Origin of the sequence: Parasphingopyxis sp. (assembly GCF_052168275.1) — a bacterium.
In the GTDB taxonomy this organism is placed as follows: Bacteria; Pseudomonadota; Alphaproteobacteria; order Sphingomonadales; family Sphingomonadaceae; genus Parasphingopyxis.
Genome location: NZ_JBQLZM010000053.1, coordinates 1 through 13562 on the forward strand (window position 1 = coordinate 1; position 13562 = coordinate 13562).

The following is a 13562-nucleotide window of genomic DNA, read 5'->3' on the forward strand; positions in this document are numbered from 1 at the left end:
CGCTGTTCGATCCCGAAGGCGCGCTGATCGCCAACGCCCCGCATATTCCCGTCCATCTCGGCTCGATGGGCGACAGCATCCGCACGATCATCGAGGCGCGGGGAAATGGCGCGGACGGGCGCGGCATCCGGCCGGGCGACGCCTATGTGCTGAACGCGCCGTATCGCGGCGGCACGCATCTGCCGGACATCACCGTCATCGTGCCTGTCTTCCATCCGGGCGACGATAAGCCCGCGGCCTTCGTCGCCGCGCGCGGCCATCATGCCGATATTGGCGGGATCGCGCCCGGATCGATGCCGTCCGACAGCCGCTCGATCGAGGATGAGGGCGTGCTGCTCGACAATGTGCTGATGGTCGACGAGGGGCGTTTCCTCGAGGCCGAGATGCGCGCGATCCTCGGGGCGGGCGCGCACCCGGCCCGCAATCCGGACCGCAACATCTCCGATCTCAAGGCCCAGCTCGCCGCCTGTACGCGCGGGGCGGAGGAACTGGTGCGGATCGCGGGGGACTACGGCCGCGACGTCGTGACGGCCTATATGAACCACGTCCTCGCCAATGCCGAGGAGGCGGTCCGCCGCCTGATCGAAAAGCTCGACGACGGCGCGTTCACCTATGCGATGGACAATGGCGCGCAGGTTTCCGTCGCGATCGCCGTCGACCGCGAGGCGCGGTCCGCGACGATCGATTTCACCGGCACCAGCGACCAGCAGCCGGACAATTTCAACGCCCCCCATTCGATCACCCGCGCCGCGACGCTCTATGTCGTGCGCACCCTGATCGACGATGCGATCCCGATGAACGACGGGTGCCTGAGGCCGATCGAACTCGTCGTGCCCGAAGGATCGATGCTCAATCCCCAATATCCGGCCGCCGTCGTCGCGGGCAATGTCGAGACGAGCCAGGTCGTCACCGATGCGCTGTTCGCGGCGACGGGCCGGCTCGCGCCGTCCGCGGGCACGATGAACAATTTCACCTTCGGCAACGAGCGCCATCAATATTACGAGACGATCGCCGGCGGCTCGGGCGCGGGACCCGACCATGACGGCACCAGCGCGGTCCAGACGCATATGACGAACAGCCGGCTGACCGATCCCGAGATTCTCGAAACCCGGCTGCCGGTGCTGCTCGAAAGCTTCGCGATCCGGCACGGATCGGGCGGGGAAGGCCGGCACCGGGGCGGCGACGGCACGGTACGCCGGGTGCGCTTTCTCGAAGCGATGCAGGCGAACATGCTCGCCAACCGCCGCCGCATCCCGCCCAAGGGCATCAGGGGCGGAGGAGATGCGGCGCCGGGGCGCAACTATGTCGTGCGGACGGACGGCAGCCGGGAAGAGCTGCCCGCGACGGCATCGAGCGCGCTGGAACCGGGCGACGTCTATGTGATCGAAACGCCCGGGGGTGGCGGATATGGGGGGAAGCAGAAGTGAAACAAAATCCGTGTGCCCTGAGCTTGTCGAAGGGCCGTCCTTCACTTTTCCGCACTCGAAGAAGAAAGAGCAGGGCTTCGACAGGCTCTGCCCGAACGGGTTGTTTCCATGACTGACTATCTCGTCCTGTCCGGCATCCTCGTCGTGGTCGTCGGCTTCGCGCTGCGGCTCAACCCGCTGCTCGTCGTCACCCTGGCGGCGCTGGCCACCGGGCTGCTCGGCGGGCTCGATCTGGTGGCCGTGATCTCGGCCTTCGGCGCGGCGTTCAACGACAATCGCTATATCAGCGTCGTCTGGATCGTTCTCCCGGTGATCGGCCTGCTCGAACGTTATGGCCTGCAACAGCGCGCCCGGGCCGTGATCGAACGGATACGCGGCGCGACGATGGGGCGGTTGCTGCTGCTCTACCTGCTGTTTCGCCAGATTACCGCCGCGCTCGGGCTGACATCGGTGGCCGGCCATGCCCAGACCGTCCGTCCGCTCGTTGCGCCGATGGCCGAGGCGGCGGCGGAGAAGACGCATGGCGAACTCGAAGAGGATGAGCGCGAACAGGTACTCGGCATGTCGGCGGCGACCGACAATATCGGGCTGTTCTTCGGCGAGGACATCTTCGTCGCCATCGCCTCGATCCTGCTGATCCAAGGCGTGTTCCAGAGCTACGGCTACGAGCTGACGCCGCTCCAGCTCTCGGTCTGGGCGATCCCGACCGCGATCTGCGCCTTCATCATTCACGGGTCGCGCCTGCTGTGGTTCGACAGGCGGCTTGGCGGGCAGGCGGCGAGGGCGCGGCCATGATCACGCTCACCTGGCTCTACGTGCTGGCGGGCATCGCCTTCACATTGTTCGCGCTGATGAGCGCGCTCGACCGGACCAATGGCAAACGGTTCGGCAACGCCGCCTTCTGGGGCCTGCTCGCGGCCAGCTTCTTCTTCGGCGGCTATCTGAGCGATTTCGCCAACGGCATTCTCGTGCTGGCGCTCGTCGGCATTGCCGGTCTGGGCTGTCTCGGCCGCAGCGATCCGCCGACGACCGGCCTAGAGGAGCGGCTCGGACTGTCCGAAAAGTTCGGCAACAGGCTCTTCCTGCCGGCGCTGATCATCCCGATCACGGCGTTCGCCGGCACCATCCTCTACAACTATACGCCGTTCGGGGAGTCCGGGCTGTTCGAGGCGCGCTGGGTGACGCTGATCCTGCTCGGGCTGGGCGTGCTCCTCGCGCTCCTCGTCTGCCTGGCCTGGCTCAGGCCGCCGCTGCTCGCGCCGGTCGAGGAGGGCAGGCGGCTGATGGATTCCATCGGCTGGGCCGCGGTCCTCCCGCAGATGCTCGCAGCGCTCGGTGCGGTGTTCGCGCTCGCAGGTGTCGGCGATGTGATCGGCGGGATCGCCGGCGGGATCATCCCCGAGGGCAGCGTCTTCGTCACGGTGCTGATCTTCTGCCTCGGCATGGCGCTGTTCACGATGATCATGGGCAACGCCTTCGCCGCCTTCCCGGTGATGGCGGCGGCGATCGGCATACCGTTTCTGGTGATCGACTATGGCGGCAACCCGGCGATCATCGGCGCGATCGGCATGCTGGCGGGTTTCTGCGGCACCCTGATGACGCCGATGGCGGCGAACTTCAACATCGTCCCGGCCGCGCTGCTCGAGCTGAAGAGCCAATATGGCGTGATCCGGATGCAGGTCGCCACGGCGATACCGCTGCTGGCCTGCAACATCCTTCTCATCTATTTTCTGGCGTTCTGATGGACGTTGTCATTGCGAGGAGCGGAGCGACGAAGCAATCCAGAGCGGCAGGCGGTGTCATTTGCGGTTCTGGATTGATTCGCTGCGCTCGCATTGACGGTATGGAAGGCTGATGGACGACGAACTGACCCCCGAACTCGCCGCAACATTCGCCCGTATCGCGCTCGGCCATGTCACGCGGCAATATCCGCACAAGCTCGATCATGTGCTGAACGGGCCGGAGGATGCACGCGAGCCCCGGGCGCTCCACCCGATCTTTTTCGGCAGTTTCGACTGGCACAGCTGCGTCCATGGCTATTGGATGCTGCTGACCCTGCGGCGGCTGTATCCGGACGCGCCGGTCGCTGCGGATATCGAGGCGCTGGCGGACCGGATGCTGACCGAGGAGAAGGTCGGCGGGGAACTCGCCTATCTCGATCGCGAATATTCGGGCGGGTTCGAGCGGCCCTATGGCTGGGCCTGGCTGCTCGCGCTGCACGCCGAGGCGGCGCGGCACGGGGATCGCGACTGGAGCGCGAATCTCGAACCGCTGGCCCGCGAATTCGCCGAACGGTTCAAGCTGTTCCTGCCCAAACAGGGCTATCCGATCCGCACCGGGACGCATTACAACACCGCCTTCGCGCTGGTGCTCGCGCATGGCTGGGCAGAGGCGCATGATGCGGACCTGCACGGCCTGATCCGCGAGCGCGCCGGTTTCTACTACGGCGTGGATCGCGACTGCCAGGCCTGGGAGCCGGGCGGGGACGAGTTCCTTTCCTCGGCGATGATCGAGGCGCTGCTGATGCGGACCGTTCTCGGCAAGGCGGATTTCGCCGAATGGTTCGCCGCCTTCCTGCCACGGCTCGATATCGGCGAACCGGCGAGCCTGTTCACGCCCGCCCGGCCCGGCGACCGCAGCGACGGCAAGATCGCGCATCTCGACGGCTTCAACCTGGCGCGGGCCTGGTGCTGGCGGAGCATCGCCGATGCGCTGCCGCAAGATCTGGAGGCGCAGGCGGCGCAGGTTGCCGACCGGCATCTCGCCGCGAGCCTGCCCCATGTCGAAGGCGACTATATGGGCGAGCACTGGCTGGCGAGCTTCGCGGTGCTGGCATTGATGGCCGTAAAATCGAACTAACATCATTGCGAGGAGCAACGCGACGAAGCAATCCAGAGCGGCAGGCGATGTCGTTTGTGGCTCTGGATTGGTTGACCTGCGGTCGCTTTCGGCCCGCTGCGCTCGCAATGACGGTTTGAATTTGGCTAGCTCTCCGCCGCATCCAGCGCCTCGGACGCCTTGGTCCACAGCTCTTCCTGTTCGGCGATCTTCTCGTCCAGCTGCGCCCGTTTCATCATCAGCTCGGTCATCGTCGCCGTCGCGAGGTCGCCCTCGGCTTCGTCGGGCGCGAACATCGCCCGGTCGATAACCGAGCGCTGCGTCTCCAGTTTGGCGATCGCCGCTTCGGCCTCCTTCGCCCTTTTGCGCAATTCCTGCGTCTGCCGGCGGGCTTCGGCCGCGTCCTTGCGCGCCTGCTTCGCGTTCTTGCGGGCGCCGGACTTCGGTTCGGGCGCGGGTTCGTTCTTCCCGAGCACCAGATCGGTATAATCGTCGATCGATCCGTCGAACTCGGCCGCGGTGCCGTCCTCGATCAGGATCAGCCGGTCGGCGGTCAGCTCCAGCATGTGCCGGTCATGGCTGACGATCACGACCGCGCCCGCATAATCGGCCAGCGCCTGGACCAGCGCCTCGCGCGCGTCAACGTCGAGATGGTTGGTCGGCTCGTCGAGGATCAGCAGGTGCGGAGCGTCGCGCGTGATCAGTGCCAGCGCCAGCCGCGCGCGTTCGCCGCCCGACAGCTTGCGCACTTCGATCGTCGCCTTGTCGCCGGAGAAGCCGAACCGGCCGAGCTGGGCGCGCACCGCGCCGGGCTTCGCCTCGGGCATTGCGCGGGTCATATGGTCGAGCGGCGTATCGTCGCCGTCCAGTTCCTCGACCTGGTATTGGGTGAAATAGCCGACCCGCGTCTTGCCGTGGATCGCGATTTCGCCGGCCATCGGATCGAGCTGCCCGGCGAGAAGCCGCGCCAGGGTCGTCTTGCCATTGCCGTTGCGGCCGAGAAAGGCGAGCCGGTCCTCGGGGTCGATCCGGAGCGAGAGACGCGAGAGGACGGGCTCGCCCTCCGCATAGCCGACCGCGGCGTCCTCGAGCACGATCATCGGCGGCTTCATCTCGCCGGGGCTCGGAAAGCCGAAGACGAGGCTGGGATCCTCGACCGCCGCCTCGACCGGCGTCATGCGGGCGAGCGCCTTCATCCGGCTCTGCGCCTGTTTCGCGGCATGCGCCTTGGCGCGCCAGCGGTCGACGAACGCCTGCAGCTTCTCGCGCTCGGCGATCTGCTTGGCGCGCACGCTCGCCGCCTGCGCCGCCTGTTCGGCGCTCTGCTTCTCGAACGCGTCATAGCCGCCCGGATAGAGCTTTGTCTTCCCGCCCTTCAGGTGCAGGATATGGTCGACGACATTGTTGAGCAGATCGCGTTCATGGCTGATCACCAGCATCGTCCCGCGATAGTCGCGCAGGAAATTCTCGAGCCACAGCGTCGCCTCGAGATCGAGATGGTTAGACGGTTCGTCGAGCATCAGCATATCGGGCGCGACGAACAGCAGGGCAGCGAGCGCGACGCGCATCCGCCAGCCGCCGGAAAAGCTTTCGAGCGGCTGCGCCTGCATCGCCTCGTCGAAGCCGAGGCCGCTCAGGATGCGCGCGGCGCGGGCGGGCTGCGCATGTGCGTCCATCGCGTTCAGCCGTTCGTGAATATCGCTGATCCGCTGCGGATCGGTCGCCGCCTCGGCCTCGGCGAGTAGCGCCGCGCGTTCGCGGTTGGCCGCGAGCACGGTTTCGAGCGGCGATTGCCGCCCCGCGGGCGCCTCCTGCGCCAGATAGCCGATCCGCATGTCCTTGGGCATGTCGATCGCGCCGTCATCGGCTTCGAGCTGGCCGGTCAGCGTGCGCATCAAGGTCGATTTGCCCGCGCCGTTGCGCCCGGTCAGCCCGACCTTCGCGCCCGGCGGAATCGCAGCCGTCGCGCCGTCGAGGATCACCGTGCCGCCAAGCCGGACCTTGATGTTGCTGAAATTGATCATCGGGGCGCCGCCTATAGCGGAAACGGCGCGCGACGCCAGACCGTTGATCAGCCCCGCCGGACCGCCTCGACGAGCCGGTCGTAGATATAGTCGCTGATCGGCGTATCGAACCGGCAGCCGGCCAAGAACCCGTCGCGCCAGACAACCTTCGCGACGAGCGGCTGGAAGCCGGGCAGGTAGACGAACACGGTTTCGCCCTCGGCGAGGTTCAGCGCGCTGTCGATCCGGAAACCGGTCTGCGATATGTCGGTCAGATCCGCCTTGGTCCGCGGATAACCCCGCTTGCGCATGCCGATCCGCGCATCGGTCATCTCGCGTGCGTGGCGTCGGGCTTCCGCCGGTTCGGGCGGGCGGGCGTCCGTGCGGGCCGTACCGATCGATATATCGATCACGTCCATGTGCCTTCTTCCCGCGCGGACCGTCTCGGCATCACCTCGTGCGGCGCGACGATCGGAGAAACGTCGACATCGTCGAGGTCGATCGGTTTCGCGAAGCGCGCGGCGAACCTGCGCAACTCCTGGCGGACGACCGTCGCGTCGACCGTCCCGACGCCGTTGATCCCGATCCCGATCGACTGGCCGAGCTCGAGCGGGACCCGGGTCGTTCCGGCAAATCCGCTGGCCGACAGGTCGTGCGTGCGCGCCATGCCGAGTACGACGCCGCCCAGCGACAGCTGAACGTGCGTCAGCAGCGGCAGTCGGGCGTCCCGCCGTCGGTTTTCAGGGCTCGATTGCATATCTCTTACTCTCAACTCGCGACGCAGTTTCGAGTAAAATAGTGAAAAATCAGCTAATTAGCATTTGCTAATCGCGATCAGTGGCCGGAACCGACAGACGCGACGGACATTGTCGCAATCCTCCGCCGATTCGCGGATGTCAGGCCTGGCCGCTGCCCACCACGAAGCTCGCGACCGTCGTCGTGCTGCCGCCGATATTGAGCATCCCGAACGTATCGGCGCCCTCGACCTGATAGTCGCCGGCCATCCCGGTTACCTGTTTCGCGCAGTCGAGCATCATGCGCACGCCCGTCGCGCCGACCGGATGGCCGAGGCCGATCAGGCCGCCGCTCGGGTTGATCGGATGCGCGCCGTCGATCGCGATCGCGCCATTTTCGATGATCTTCCAGCTTTCGCCGGGCGCGGTCAGGCCGAGATGGTCGATCGCCATATATTCGGTGGTCGTGAAGCAGTCATGGACCTCGATGCCGGACAGGTCCTTGGCCGAACCGATCGCGGCGCGGTCGAGCGCGTCGGCGACTGCCTTGCGGACATGCGGGAAGACATAGTCCTCGGCCTTGCTCGCTTCGATTTTCGGCTGATAGCCGATATGCGCGGTGGTATGGCCCCAGCCGTCGATCCGCGCGAGGTCGTCGAGCGTCTTGCCATGCTTTGCGGCATAGGCGCGCGCCTTCTCCTCGCCCGCGAGGAAGATCACCGCGCCGCCGTCCGAAACCTGCCCGCAATCCTGCCGCCGGATGCGGCCGTCGATCACCGGGTTGGCCGCGTCATCCTCTTCGAAGCTCGCATTGCCGAACGTCCAGTTGCGGGTCTGCGAATTCGGGTTGCGGCGGCCATTGGCGAAATTGTTGCGCGCGATCTCGGCAAGATGGGCGTGCTTCAGTCCGAAGCGCCGCTCATATTCGTCGCCGAGTTCCGAGAAGATGTGCGGCCAGGGATATTTGACGCCCTCGCATTCCTTGCCGGAGAACATCGCCGGCCCGCCGATATATTGCGCGGCCGTATCGCCGGGCACGTTGCGCATCATCTCGATCCCGAGCACGCAGACGCAATCGTAGCGGCCGGCCTCGATCTCGGCCATCGCGGAGAGGATCGCCATGCTCCCCGAGGCGCAGGCGGCCTCGTGGCGCTGGGCCGGCATGCCCGAGAAGCGATCGTCGACCGCAGCGAAAAAGCCGCCCAGCTGGCCCTGGTTGCAGAACAGCTCGGCGGTGAAATTGCCGACATGGGCGGATTCGATCTCCTCGGGTTCGAGGCCGGTATCGGCGAGGCCGCCCTCGAGCGTCGCCTTGAACATGGCGAACAGATCGTCGCCCTCGCGATGCCAGTTCCGCGAGAAATCGGTCTGGTAACCGCCGAGAATGAATACGGGTGCGCTCATGCCGTCCTCCACCGGGTGAGGCTTACGGATACGTAAGCTGGTTTCGTAATGCAAGTTTTGCTACCCGAATCGCCCCGGGTCGCGACCGGCCGGTTTCGACGATCAATCCGAAGGCGAAAGAAAGCAATTATGAACGGCAATATCCGTACCTCCATGTCGACTCTCGCAAGCCGGATATCGCTCCCCGCGATCGTGGCGCCGATGTTCCTCGTGTCGGGGCCCGAGCTGGTCAATGCGAGCCGCCGCGCCGGCACGATCGCCTCCTTTCCCTTTCCCAACGCCCGGACCACCGGGATACTCGACGACTGGCTGGCGCAGACCTGCCGGACGGCGGATGACGAGGGCAGGGCGCTGGCCCCGATCGCCGCGAACATGATCACCCACAGCAGTTACGACCGGCTCGGCGAAGAGCTCGACCTGATCGCCAGGCACAAGCCCGATATCGTCATCACCGCGCTGGGCGGTCCGCAGCCCGTGCTGCCGATCGTGCACGATTATGGCGGGCTGGTCTTCGCCGACGTCGCCAGCATCGATTATGCGCGCAAGGCCGCGGACCTCGGCGTCGACGGGCTGGTGCTGATCTGCTCGGGCGCGGGCGGCCATACCGGCAAGATTTCGCCCTTCGCCTTCGTGACCGCGGTCCGCGAATTCTTCGACGGGATCGTCGTGCTGGGCGGCGGAATCGCGACCGGCGGGGCGATCCGCGCGGCCGAGATACTGGGCGCGGATTTCGCCTATATGGGCACCGGCTTCATCGCCGCCGAAGAGAGTCTGGCGACCGACGCCTACCGGCAGATGGTCATCGACGCGACGTTCAACGATCTCGTCGCGAGCAGCGCCTTCACCGGCGCGCGCGCCTATTATCTGCGCCAGAGCCTCGAAGCGGCCGGCTATGACGCGGCGCAGCTCGGGCAGAAGGACGGACCCGACTTCGCCAAGTCGCAGAGCAGCATCAAGGCGTGGCGCGATCTCTGGTCGGCCGGGCATGGCGTCGGATCGGTCCATGCGGTCGAGCCGGCGGCGGCCATCATCGCCCGGCTGCGTGACGAATATGCCGCAGCCTGCGCCCATGAATCTGCTTATGCTACTAACTTGCATTGACAGACCCACTATCGCCCGGTAGCTCTTGAGGCGAGATCGCGGAACAGGCCGAAAACGGCACGAAGGCGGTCCGTGCTTTGGGGAGGTTTTATGCAGATTAAGGGCTCAGTATCGCTGGCGGCCATCGCCGCAACATTTCTCGGCGCCGCACCGGCATGGTCGCAGACGGAACCCGCAAATACGGCGACGCAGGATCAGACCGCGCAGGCGGAGGATTATTCGCCGCTCGGCCAGATCGTCGTCACCGCCCAGCGCCGCGACACCGATCTGCAGACGACGTCGGTCGCGATCACCGCCTTTTCGGCGGATACGCTCGAAAACGAGCGCATCCTGAGCTTCGAGGATCTGGCGAGCCGCTCAACATCGCTGTCCTTCACCGCGCTGTCGCCGCTCGACCAGGAATTCAACATCCGCGGCATCACCAACACCCGGCTCGACTCTCCCTCGGCCGACCAGTCGATCGGCATCTTCGTCGACGAGGTCTATGTCGGCCGTTCGGGCCTGTTCAATTTCGACCTTTTCGACATCGAGCGGGTCGAGGTCATTCGCGGGCCGCAGGGCGTGCTGCTTGGCCGCAACGTCGTCGGCGGCGCGATCAGCATCATCACCGCCCAGCCCGAACAGACGCCGGGCGGTTCCTTTACCTTCTCCTACGGCAATTTCGACGAAGTCCTCGCCCGCGGGCATGTGACGGGCGGATTGTCGGACACCGTCTCGGCCCGGCTCTCCTTCCAGACCCGCAATCGCGACGGCTATAACCGCGACATCCTTCACGGCCGCGATCTCGACGATGTCCAGTCGGTCCAGCTGCGCGGGCAGTTGCTCCACGAGGGCACCGAAGGCTTCACCGCCCGGCTGATCGTCGATTACACCAACGACCAGTCGAACGGCTTCCACAGCGTGGCGATCAACGCGCCCGACCCGACGACGCAGGGGCCGTGGAGCGCCGCACGCGAGGCGGTGAGCGCCGCGCTCGGCCGGCCGTTGCGCATCCGCGAAAGCCTGCCCGAACATCCCCGCTATGCGGGCGATGCGAACGAAACCCCGCAGGAGCTCGACCGCGAGGCCTGGGGCATCACGCTGCAGCTCTCCCAGGAGTTCGACGGCTTCGCGACGCTCGAAAGCGTCACCGGCTATCGCCATGGCGACGCCTTTAACCTGTACGACCAGACCGGCATCGGCCCCGATAACGGCTTCGGCGTGTTGACCCCGACCCTGTTCACCTTCCCGGTCAACGAGACCGAGGAGATCGACCAGTTCAGCCAGGAAATCCGGCTCGTCTCCGATCCGGTGCCGCAGGGTTTCGACTGGATCGTCGGCGCCTATTACCAGCGCGACGAAGTCGACAAGTTCGACCGCTTCTGGGCAGAGGTGCCGCTGCCGGTGCTCGTCACCCTTTCCGGCGAATCCACCTGGGACAATAGCGCGACGAACGAGACCTATGCGATCTTCGGTCAGGTCGGTTACCGGTTCAGCGACCAGTTCCGCATCGTGGCGGGCATCCGCTACACGCATGACAGCAAGGAAGGCCGCGTGACCGGCACCGCCGTCGAGGGCGGCGACCAGTTCAACCCGACCGACCTGGTCGCGCTGACCCCGCTCGCCGCTACGTTTAGCGAAGGCGAGAGTTTCACCGCATCCTACAGCGACAGCTGGAGCGAGGTGACGCCCCAGGCGACGCTCGAGTTCACGCCGAACGACGACCTGTTCTTCTACGCCACCTATTCGACCGGCTTCAAAGGCGGCGGGTTCGAGGACGATCCGGCCAATGCGGTCGCCGCCCAGACCAGCTACGATCCGGAAACGGTGACGAGCTTCGAAGTCGGCGCGAAGATCGATTTTCTCGATCGCCGGGCGCGGTTGAACATCGCGGCCTTCCTGCTCGACTACCAGAATCTGCAGGTCACGCAGACCAACCAAGACTGCCTGTGCAACATCACCGACAACGCGGCCGACGCCGAGATCCTGGGCATCGAGTTCGAGGCGCAGTTCGCGATCACCGACAATTTCATCCTGTTCGGCGGCGCGACCTTCCTCGACACGCAATATAACGATTTCATCGACTCGCTCGGCCGCGACGCGTCGGGCAATTTCCTGCAGCGCACGCCCGACTATCAGTTCAACATCGGCGGCGATCTGAGCGTCGATATCGGCGACTGGGAAGATGCGCTGACCTTCCACGTCAACTACACGCATCGCGGCAAGATGTTCTGGGCGCCGGAAAATGTGAACTTCGAGGAGGATTACGGTCTGCTCGACGGGCGCATCTCCTTCACGCCCAACAATGGCGACTGGGTCTTCTCGATCTACGGCCGCAACATCACCAACGAGTTGTACCGGACCAACATTATCCCCTTCTTCGGGGACGAGGTCTCCCGGCTTGGCGCGCCGCGCACCTATGGCGCGGAGCTCAGGGTCCGTTTCTGACGGGCAATCTCCAGACTGGGGCGCCGGATCTCGCGATCCGGCGCCCTTCTTTTCGGGTCGATCGAAAGAGCGCTCGAGCGAACATGCCGGGCGAGACCGGATTGAACCGGATCGTCGTTGCGAGGGCCGAAGGCCCGCGGCAATCCAGAGCCGCAACGCGCATCGCCCGTTGCCCAGGATTGCTTCGCTACGCTCGCAATGACGCGTGTTTCAAGGTGCGGGCGTCAGAGCCTCGCAACGGCGGTATTGGTCTCGCTCTGCCGCCATTCTCTCAGAAACGCTCGTAACTGAAATCGGCCGGCGCTTTTTTGCCGAGCACCATCTGCGGATGGTCGGGATCGAACAGGCCGAGGCACCAGGTCTCGTTGGCCGGTTCGTCGCGGTTCCAGTCGAGCGCGATTCTGCGGTGGGCGATCTTCCATTCGCCGTCGCGCCTCTCCATCCGGTCGACGATCCGGCCGCCGGTCAGCGTGTCCCAAGGCTCGCCGTCCTTTTCGAACCGGGCGAAGGTGATCACATAGGATTCGGCATAAGCCATATCGCCGTCGAGCTCGACATGGCTGTTGCAGACATAATGGCCCATCACCCCGGTCTTCTGCATCCGCGGCACGGCCTCGTCGATATAGGGATGGGCGGGGCCGCTATAGGTGCTGCCATGTTCCTCGATCGCGTCCTCCCAGTAGCAGGATTTGAGCAGCTCGCCGTCGGCCCGGTCGACGCCGCGCGCATAGCGCATGACGACGTCCCGGATGTCCTGCTTGGCGATGACGGTCTCGATCGTGTTGGCATAGCTGGCCACGGCTATTCCCCTTCGAATTCGCGGCTGTCGGCCCAGATCGCATGGGTGCCGCTGCTGATCCGGTGGGGCAGGGCGATCCGGCAGACCGGCCCGGCCTCGATATCCCCGGCGTCGAACAGCACGCATTCGGACCGGTCGTTGGCCATGTCGATCGTGAAGCTGATGATATAGCCGTCATCCTCGTCGGTGCCGCCGATCCGCGGGACGAAGGCCGGTTCGCTCGCATATTGCTCGTCTGGAAAGTCGAACTTGGTCGATTCCCCGGTCTCGAAATCATGCTTGACGAGGCCGTTGAAGAGGAACCAGCCCGGCTTGGTCGTCGTGCTGTAGAGGTAGCGCGTTTTCTTGCCCTGGTAATTGCGGTTGAAGCAGCCGAATTCGAGGATGCGGTCGTCGAGGCGTTCCTCGATCGTCTCGCCGGTCTTCAGGTTGAACCGCCAGCGATGCAGCTTGGGCTTCATCGAATGCTCGTCGACATAGGCCATCAGCTGCGCATATTGCGGCGGCGCGCCTTCGAGCGGCTTGGGCTGCGGGTCTTCCTGGAAATAGCCTTCGAGGACGATCTCGTCGCCGTCCTCGTAGGAATTCATCCAGTGCAGCACATAGGTGGGTTCCGCCTCGAACCAGCGGATATCCTCTTCGTTGCCATAGCGAGGGATGATCGCGAACCGGGTCTTCATCTCGGGATGGAAGCGCGCGGCATGATGGCCCTGCTTCAACCCTTCCGGATCCCAGAAGAGCGGCAGGTCGTTGAAGATCGAGTAATTCTCGGTGAAGGCCATGTCGTGCGGGAGGCGCGGCCCGGGCAACGGGATCGGGACGTAGTGGG

Annotated in this window: 12 protein-coding genes; 6 read left to right on the forward strand and 6 right to left on the reverse strand. The window is 65.3% G+C overall.

Annotation, left to right across the window (positions count from 1 at the left end; genetic code table 11):
- The 4 genes from ACTS1X_RS04520 to ACTS1X_RS04535 form a co-directional block, all read left to right on the forward strand.
- Positions 1-1427, forward strand: a 1427-nt coding sequence (locus ACTS1X_RS04520; protein WP_442613189.1) for a hydantoinase B/oxoprolinase family protein, incomplete at its 5' end; no start/stop codon positions are given.
- 108 nt (positions 1428-1535) lie between these two features.
- Positions 1536-2222 carry a DUF969 domain-containing protein gene (locus ACTS1X_RS04525; protein ID WP_442613190.1) on the forward strand — a complete coding sequence of 229 codons (687 nt, stop codon included), beginning with the start codon at positions 1536-1538 and terminating at the stop codon, positions 2220-2222.
- Positions 2219-3169, forward strand: coding sequence for a DUF979 domain-containing protein (locus ACTS1X_RS04530; protein ID WP_442613191.1), 951 nt, complete (start codon positions 2219-2221; stop codon positions 3167-3169). Before ACTS1X_RS04525 ends, ACTS1X_RS04530 begins: the two co-directional genes overlap by 4 nt.
- Before the next feature lie 112 nt (positions 3170-3281).
- Positions 3282-4286 (forward strand): DUF2891 domain-containing protein, encoded by a 1005-nt coding sequence (locus tag ACTS1X_RS04535; protein WP_442613192.1) that lies wholly within the window; start codon positions 3282-3284, stop codon positions 4284-4286.
- 125 nt (positions 4287-4411) lie between these two features.
- Here ACTS1X_RS04535 and abc-f read toward each other — a convergent pair whose 3' ends face one another.
- From abc-f to ACTS1X_RS04555, 4 genes are all read right to left on the reverse strand, one after another.
- Positions 4412-6289, reverse strand: coding sequence for a ribosomal protection-like ABC-F family protein (gene abc-f / locus ACTS1X_RS04540; protein ID WP_442613193.1), 1878 nt, complete (start codon positions 6287-6289; stop codon positions 4412-4414).
- Between the two features lie 47 nt (positions 6290-6336).
- A complete protein-coding gene (locus ACTS1X_RS04545) occupies positions 6337-6687 on the reverse strand; it encodes a PilZ domain-containing protein (RefSeq protein ID WP_442613194.1) in 351 nt (116 codons plus the stop codon).
- Positions 6678-7025, reverse strand: a complete 348-nt coding sequence (locus tag ACTS1X_RS04550) for a PilZ domain-containing protein (protein WP_442613195.1) — start codon at positions 7023-7025, stop codon at positions 6678-6680. The genes ACTS1X_RS04545 and ACTS1X_RS04550 overlap by 10 nt, the downstream gene beginning before the upstream one ends.
- A 139-nt stretch (positions 7026-7164) precedes the next feature.
- Entirely contained in the window at positions 7165-8406 is a 1242-nt protein-coding gene (locus ACTS1X_RS04555) for an acetyl-CoA acetyltransferase (protein WP_442613196.1), read from the reverse strand.
- Between the two features lie 153 nt (positions 8407-8559).
- On the opposite strand from ACTS1X_RS04555, the gene ACTS1X_RS04560 reads away from it, so the two are divergent.
- Both ACTS1X_RS04560 and ACTS1X_RS04565 read left to right on the forward strand, forming a co-directional pair.
- The gene (locus ACTS1X_RS04560) at positions 8560-9507 is read left to right on the forward strand and encodes an NAD(P)H-dependent flavin oxidoreductase (protein ID WP_442613197.1); all 948 of its coding nucleotides are present in this window, start codon (positions 8560-8562) and stop codon (positions 9505-9507) included.
- A 90-nt stretch (positions 9508-9597) separates the two neighbouring features.
- The gene (locus ACTS1X_RS04565) at positions 9598-11934 is read left to right on the forward strand and encodes a TonB-dependent receptor (protein ID WP_442613198.1); all 2337 of its coding nucleotides are present in this window, start codon (positions 9598-9600) and stop codon (positions 11932-11934) included.
- Positions 11935-12205: 271 nt separating this feature from the next.
- On the opposite strand, the gene ACTS1X_RS04570 is transcribed toward ACTS1X_RS04565, so the two are convergent.
- Together ACTS1X_RS04570 and ACTS1X_RS04575 are read right to left on the reverse strand one after the other, a co-directional pair.
- Positions 12206-12733, reverse strand: a complete 528-nt coding sequence (locus tag ACTS1X_RS04570; protein ID WP_442613199.1) for a nuclear transport factor 2 family protein — start codon at positions 12731-12733, stop codon at positions 12206-12208.
- 2 nt (positions 12734-12735) lie between these two features.
- Positions 12736-13562: carotenoid oxygenase family protein (locus tag ACTS1X_RS04575; RefSeq protein ID WP_442613200.1), on the reverse strand; the 827-nt coding region annotated here is incomplete at its 5' end.

Excerpts from the sequence above, each read along its gene's own strand:
- ACTS1X_RS04530 (WP_442613191.1), top strand. The coding sequence starts at position 2,219 with ATGATCACGCTCACCTGGCTCTACGTGCTGGCGGGCATCGCCTTCACA.
- ACTS1X_RS04550 (WP_442613195.1), bottom strand. The coding sequence starts at position 7,025 with ATGCAATCGAGCCCTGAAAACCGACGGCGGGACGCCCGACTGCCGCTG.
- ACTS1X_RS04565 (WP_442613198.1), top strand. The coding sequence starts at position 9,598 with ATGCAGATTAAGGGCTCAGTATCGCTGGCGGCCATCGCCGCAACATTT.
- abc-f (WP_442613193.1), bottom strand. The coding sequence starts at position 6,289 with ATGATCAATTTCAGCAACATCAAGGTCCGGCTTGGCGGCACGGTGATC.
- ACTS1X_RS04555 (WP_442613196.1), bottom strand. The coding sequence starts at position 8,406 with ATGAGCGCACCCGTATTCATTCTCGGCGGTTACCAGACCGATTTCTCG.
- ACTS1X_RS04545 (WP_442613194.1), bottom strand. The coding sequence starts at position 6,687 with ATGGACGTGATCGATATATCGATCGGTACGGCCCGCACGGACGCCCGC.
- ACTS1X_RS04560 (WP_442613197.1), top strand. The coding sequence starts at position 8,560 with ATGTCGACTCTCGCAAGCCGGATATCGCTCCCCGCGATCGTGGCGCCG.
- ACTS1X_RS04535 (WP_442613192.1), top strand. The coding sequence starts at position 3,282 with ATGGACGACGAACTGACCCCCGAACTCGCCGCAACATTCGCCCGTATC.
- ACTS1X_RS04525 (WP_442613190.1), top strand. The coding sequence starts at position 1,536 with ATGACTGACTATCTCGTCCTGTCCGGCATCCTCGTCGTGGTCGTCGGC.